The following is a 4,217-nucleotide window of genomic DNA, read 5'->3' on the forward strand; positions in this document are numbered from 1 at the left end:
CCCCAAGGGCCGTACGGAATGTTCGTGCAGAGTCGCAATCCACAAAGCCGTTACCAGCACCATCAGCAACAAAGGCAATCTTGGCGCGGCGTTCAAGGAAACATTCAGCGCAGACAGCCTCAAAGGCGCCGCCATTGCCGGGTTCACCGCGGGCATGCTCAATTACGCCGACGCAAACTGGTTCGCGGCAGCTTCCGAAGGCACCAAGTCTGCGAGCATTCTCACCAGCAGCAACATCACTGACATTGCAATACGGGTGGGTGGCCGCGCGGTGATCTCCAGCGGCATCTCAACTGCCATCGGGGGTGGCAGTTTTGGCGACAACTTTAGTGCGGCGCTGTTGGGGGAGGCTGGCAATGTCGCCATGGCGAGTGGGTTCAATTGGATCGGAGACACCATCAAGTTTCCGGACGGGAGCCTCGAAAAAGTTGTCGCTCATGCTTTGATGGGAGGCCTACTGTCTAAGGCGACTGGTGGTGATTTCGCGACTGGCGCTGCGGCGGCAGGGCTGAATGAAGCGTTAATGAATCAGCTGGTGAGCCTTGCGGATGGCAATGATCAGTTGCACGTAATGATGTCGCAGTTAACCGGGCTCCTAGCCGCTGCGGCGGTAGATGGGGATCTACAGCAGGGAGCCAGCATTGCGGGGAATGCCACGACTTACAACTATCTAAATCATCGTGGAGTTGACGATCTCGTTAAAGAGTTGAAAGGATGTCGAGGAAGTGAAACCCCGGACGCTTGTCGACAAAAAGTAAAGGATCACTACGCCGAAATAAGCTCCAAGACCAGTGGCCATGCCTTGTTCGATTGCGAGGGCTTTGCGGAATGCAACGGCCAGCGGACTGAAGCTGAAGGAGGAACGCTGGCGCTGGAGGACTACGACGCACACGGTGACTTGAATGCTGAAGAACGGGCCATTATCCAAGACTTCCAAGATAGTAACCACACGGATGAGTTGAATGCTACGCATGCAACGATGCTGGGAGATCACGAAGAGATCGCTGGCATTGTTTTGACAGGTGGGCTTGGGGCTGGAGTCAAGACGGTTGGGCGGGCTGAGGGTACTGTCACTGCTGTTGGAGACGATCTGAAAAATCTGAACCCTACCAGCGCTTTAACAGATGCCGAAGCTGCAAGTGGGACAGGGGCGATTGCTAAGCTTCTTGATGATGCTAGCCATCAGTTAGAACAGTATATTGGATCATTTGGTAGCAAGTATAAGCCACCAACTGTTATCGGAGCCGTTGATCCTTGGACGGGGAAAATAGTCACTACATCGAGCGGAGCAATCCCGACTACAATTGCGCCTGAATTAAAGGCGTATGCTGTTAGCTTGGGTGGTTTGGGGGTTAAAACCGCGTGTGGTAATACGCTGGGACGCTGTGCTGAGTTTAGGGCTGCTAATGAACTGCTTTTGAGCAATCCAGGTCTAAAACTTAGCGATATAAAATTTACTGCAGCGGTTCGTCCGAGGACAGGAGAGGTGGTTCCTCGTTGTGAGAACTGCACTAATATATTTGGAGCTGAGTGATGGAAATGGATGAGGAGTTTTTAGAAATCAATGATTTAGATTGGTTTGCTTCCTACCAGGGCGGACTGCTCGCGCATTTTGCGACGGGAGGTCGAGGTTTTGTTCCTGACATAGTAAGAAAGTCAATTTCTGAATATGAGGAGATTTATGATTACTTCCACTCTATAACTGATAGTGTGGAAGTTGAAGTTGTTGAAAGCAACCTGCCTGTGTTTAATGATAGTGTTCAGCGTGAGCGCTACTTACGGTCATTTGTTGATATGGCAAGAAGAGGTTTGTTTAGCCATGATGTCAATGATGATGGTGGTTACAAATTGATAGCTAAACCAAAAAGATGCAGAAAGTATTGTGATTTGCCATTGGGGATGAAAAAAATCCTTCATGTGTTGTCTGTAAATGAATCTGCAATTATAAAAATAGATAATATTCTATGATTTAAACAGGGCGGAGGCACAGGGACGGATTTTTTGTTTGACTCGTGCGGCGGCCAGAAGGACAGAAAAGGGGGCGGATTTATTTTTTGATTTGTGCGGTGGCCAGAAAATAAATCTGAGAATCATCTGGCCGGCCTCCCCACCTCACGGAGGTGGCGCAAAATTCTTTTTTGCTGAGATTAAGTCCATGTGAATTTTAGGCTCCTACATCTGTTGAAAATGAAAAGAGGGTAAACGTTGTCTGCTCCCATTTTTTCTGCCCATTACTATTCATCGATCGTTAAAGGGACAGATTTATTTATTGCGATTGATTGGTTGGTCTGGCGATTAAATAAATCTGTCCCCTTTTTTCCTTGACACCAAGTTTTTGACGAGTCAACAGGTGGCCGCGGAATTGCAATCAAAATTGGATGCGGCTCGTGAGAGATACGCAAACAATCCAAGCAAGAGAAACGAAGACTCGCTAAAAGGTGCAGAGAGAGACTTAGGGAATGCGATGCGTGATGGCGAGTGTCTGATCAAGGGGTGTGTTCCGTCCACATATATTAATCACGTTGGAAAATAGAGGCTGATGATGGAACGTAAAATCTACGATCTGTTGAATGGCGTGCCGGATCATGCGGATTATGCCGTTGACGCCGGAGACGTGCCTACCCTCACCGGTTACGTGGCTATAATGATACCTATCATCAAGTACTGATGACCGTTATCAGGTATTTTTCAAACTCGGCTGACAGTGGTCGTGCGCAAGAGGCGAGAGCTCAAATTTATGCTCCCTTGTCCAAGATAATAATACTGTCTGGTCACATGCCGTTTGAAATAGCCAATGTTTTTGACTTTGTTGATCGAGAACAATTTTTTGAATGCGTGCCTCTTATAAAGCAGCATCTTGTTTCAATAATTGATAATCCTGCGATGCATCGCTGGAAAATTACGGATGCTATTGATTTTTTGTTGAAGGTGGATGAGCCGTTCGTGCTGTCACTCCTGAAGGAGAAAGGTATAACTGTCGATGACTTCAAAGGGAAGTTTGACTGATATATTAGAAAAGGGGACGTGAAAAGGGGACGGATTTATTTTTTTGGCTAATCAGAAAATAAATCCGTCCCCTTTTCTATTGCTGAGAACCCTCTGATTTTTCTCACGACAAATCGAAGAGTCAAGACTGTCACGTTTTTGTATGAGCGATATGCAACGGGCGACCAACAGGTCGCCCGTTTCCATTCACTCCGCAGCTTGCGCCCGCAACCGCCGACCAATCACATCCATCAAATCACAACCATCACGCAACGGTATGGCCAGTAGTTTGGAAAAGTCTGAAAGCACCACCGTGTCGCAACCAATCTCGGCACGAAAGGCGATGTTCTCCAGCACCTGAGTGACGGTGCGAATGCGGTAATCCGCCATCGCGTGCAGGACGTCAAGTGGCGCTTGGGTATCAATAAGCAGAGAAGCCGGGATCAGGTTGATTCCGGTGAGGGGCATGTATCTATCCATAGTTGAAACCTCGTTTAGTTTGCTGAGACTGCCAGCAGATCGTCGCCAAACGAAATGGGGTGGCAGCTGTACGCAGGTTGGCGAACCGGAAACGAGTAACCGGCAGACCCGAAGGTCTCCCGCGCACAACTGCCATAAAAAGCAGTTTTGCGGATGCGGAGGCGCCTGCAAATAAGCAGACAGCTCTCGCACTCGTTAGTCAGGTCGCCAAACCCGGTCGCCATGTGGACGACGGGCGGACTATAAGCTTCATCGTTCTCGCGGTGCAAGGTGCCTGATTCCGAGGTTGGCGTAGGACCTTTACGATCAACCGCGTACAAGGTCTGTCGAAAAGTTCCGACCACACAAGTACCTGATCGAATCCAACCCGGATTTGATCAGCGATGCGGTGCTGGCCCAGACCGGCCAACGCTTTCTCGCCAATGGGCTGAACGACGATAGCGAGCAATTCCGTTATCTGATGGACAACGCCCTGACCAGCAAAACCGCGTTGAACCTGTCCGTGGGCGTAAGACTGACTTCCGAGCAGGTCGCGGCCCTGACCCACGACATCGTGTGGATGGAAGAGCGCATCGTCGATGGCCAGAAAGTGCTGGTGCCGGTGCTGTATCTGGCGCAGGCCGAATCGCGCAACGTGCGCGGCGGCAGCCTGATCCAGGGCCGCGACCTGACCCTGATCGCCGGCAACGACCTGGTCAACGTCGGCACCCTGCGCGGCACCCACGACCTGTCCGCCGACGTCAAAGGCAGCC

The 4,217-nt window shown here is 50.3% G+C and carries 5 protein-coding genes; 4 read left to right on the forward strand and 1 reads right to left on the reverse strand.

Annotated features, from left to right (window positions below; all coding sequences use genetic code 11):
• The 3 genes from QK293_RS27275 to QK293_RS27285 all read left to right on the forward strand — a co-directional run.
• A partial coding sequence (locus QK293_RS27275; RefSeq protein ID WP_282383414.1) for a DUF637 domain-containing protein occupies positions 1-1,534 on the forward strand: 1,534 nt, incomplete at its 5' end.
• On the forward strand, positions 1,534-1,968 hold the full coding sequence (locus QK293_RS27280; RefSeq protein WP_282383415.1) for a hypothetical protein: 435 nt from the start codon (positions 1,534-1,536) through the stop codon (positions 1,966-1,968). The genes QK293_RS27275 and QK293_RS27280, both read left to right, overlap by 1 nt.
• A gap of 699 nt (positions 1,969-2,667) precedes the next feature.
• The gene (locus QK293_RS27285) at positions 2,668-3,006 is read left to right on the forward strand and encodes a hypothetical protein (RefSeq protein ID WP_348775357.1); all 339 of its coding nucleotides are present in this window, start codon (positions 2,668-2,670) and stop codon (positions 3,004-3,006) included.
• Between the two features lie 186 nt (positions 3,007-3,192).
• Here the strand turns inward: QK293_RS27285 and QK293_RS27290 are convergent, their stop codons facing one another.
• Positions 3,193-3,465 carry a hypothetical protein gene (locus QK293_RS27290; RefSeq protein ID WP_282383417.1) on the reverse strand — a complete coding sequence of 91 codons (273 nt, stop codon included), beginning with the start codon at positions 3,463-3,465 and terminating at the stop codon, positions 3,193-3,195.
• 373 nt (positions 3,466-3,838) lie between these two features.
• On the opposite strand from QK293_RS27290, the gene QK293_RS27295 reads away from it, so the two are divergent.
• Positions 3,839-4,217 (forward strand): hypothetical protein (locus tag QK293_RS27295; RefSeq protein WP_282383419.1); only part of this gene is annotated, 379 nt, incomplete at its 3' end.

The sequence above is a fragment of the Pseudomonas sp. AL03 genome, assembly GCF_029960815.1.
Taxonomy (GTDB): Bacteria; Pseudomonadota; Gammaproteobacteria; order Pseudomonadales; family Pseudomonadaceae; genus Aquipseudomonas.